A 1528-nucleotide genomic window follows, 5' to 3' on the forward strand; every position below is an offset into this window, starting at 1 on the left:
GCATCCCACTTTAAGGTTTTTAATCTCTTGGAAAGAGTGGTTTGCCCGATGTTTTTTTCAGACCAATTTTTCACATTTTCTACTCGTGTTGACTGGATTGCTTCTGAAATTTCTTCCTTTGATAACTTTCCTGTGAATGCGGCCAAACTTAGGGAAAGATTTGTGATTCCAGTCATGGGATTGTCTTGTATATAGTTTTTGTATTTCCCGAATGCGGATTCTATGCAGTCAGATGAACAAAGCATAGCGCCATTTTTATCCATAGGGCTGTTTTTGAGAGTTTCTCCTAGGTATTCAATCAAATTTTCTTCGACGAGCAGCAATCTGGGATTTTTGCTTTGACTGAGTAATTTTTCACAATCTTTGAGGGATGTTTCAGACAGTCCGTTTGTCTTTAGGATCAATTGGACAGCGTTTATGAATTGGTTGAGCAGATTAAGTTCCCGGATGAGGTACTGGTGCCCCAAGACCCAATTTAGATGGTTTTGTTCTTCTTGGTAGTAAGCTTGTGGAGCCTGTTCCAAGAAGTGTAGGACAGACATGCCCCAGTCCGCAATGGGTCTCAGATTCATAAATCTTGAATTGGCCCGCTGGGCAGGGGGAAGCAGGTGGGAGTTTTTACCCAAGGCTTGTGCCCCTCTTAGGTGAGCAAGCTTTTTAGTGTATTCAATAAACTCGGGGTCACTTTTATAAACACGTTCGACTATAATGGATATGCAGTGGGTGATATCATAAACATGAAAAATTTCCTTGATTCTCAGTGCTTTTCGGATGGAATTACCCTGGTCAGCGACAGCATACTTGATCGTTCCAATGGATTCTTCCAGCTTCTCAAGTTCCTGTGCGATCAGATCACCTGTCCAGCTGGATTTTGAGGCCAAAACTAAAGGAGTCAGGTCGCTGAAAATCAATCCTCTGTTGATTGGGATGTCCGAATGTCTGATTCCATAAACCAGCAGGAGCTTGTTTTGTCCAAACTGCACACTTTCATCAATAATAAGGACCCAATCGTCAGCCTTTTGAACAGGCTTGGAAAGCAGAAAGAATCCATACTTTTTAACCCAAAGCAATATGGTGGCATGTGAAGGAGTCCTTAGCGAACAATCAAAATAAAGATTCATGGAGACGATCACCTTGTTCAAGGCTCTGAAACTAACCGACGAGCAAAGTTTCAATGCCACACAAAAATGAATAATTGTCAGGGGATAGGTGTATCTTTTGGGACGTGAAAGATTAACCTTTAATACGACAGAATCTCGTTCAGTTTTTTTTTGATTAACTCCAGATCATGCTCGAGTTTGTCAGCTTTTTCCTTTTGAACCATATACTTTTCTTTCCATCCATCTCTACTCTTAATGAGTTCCTTGCGTCGTTTATTTAATTCTTTGTTCTCCAGTCTTCTGGAAATGGCTCTCTCTTTCCAACTTGTGCTATCATCTTCCATAGGTCAATAAATTTAGACTATGGAATATACTAAAATGGGGTGTAAAATATTTAATTTCAAATCAAATATTTTACACCCCACCTG

General features: G+C 40.3%; 2 protein-coding genes. Both read right to left on the reverse strand.

The window, feature by feature from the left end; all coding sequences use genetic code 11:
• Nucleotides 1-1181: hypothetical protein (locus CLV31_RS21675; RefSeq protein WP_146250961.1), on the reverse strand; the 1181-nt coding region annotated here is incomplete at its 3' end.
• Between the two features lie 59 nt (nt 1182-1240).
• The gene (locus CLV31_RS21680) at nt 1241-1444 is read right to left on the reverse strand and encodes a hypothetical protein (RefSeq protein ID WP_111395181.1); all 204 of its coding nucleotides are present in this window, start codon (nt 1442-1444) and stop codon (nt 1241-1243) included.
• Between the last annotated feature and the right edge of the window lie 84 nt (nt 1445-1528).

It is taken from the genome of Algoriphagus aquaeductus, from assembly GCF_003253485.1.
GTDB classification, from domain to species: domain Bacteria; phylum Bacteroidota; class Bacteroidia; order Cytophagales; family Cyclobacteriaceae; genus Algoriphagus; species Algoriphagus aquaeductus.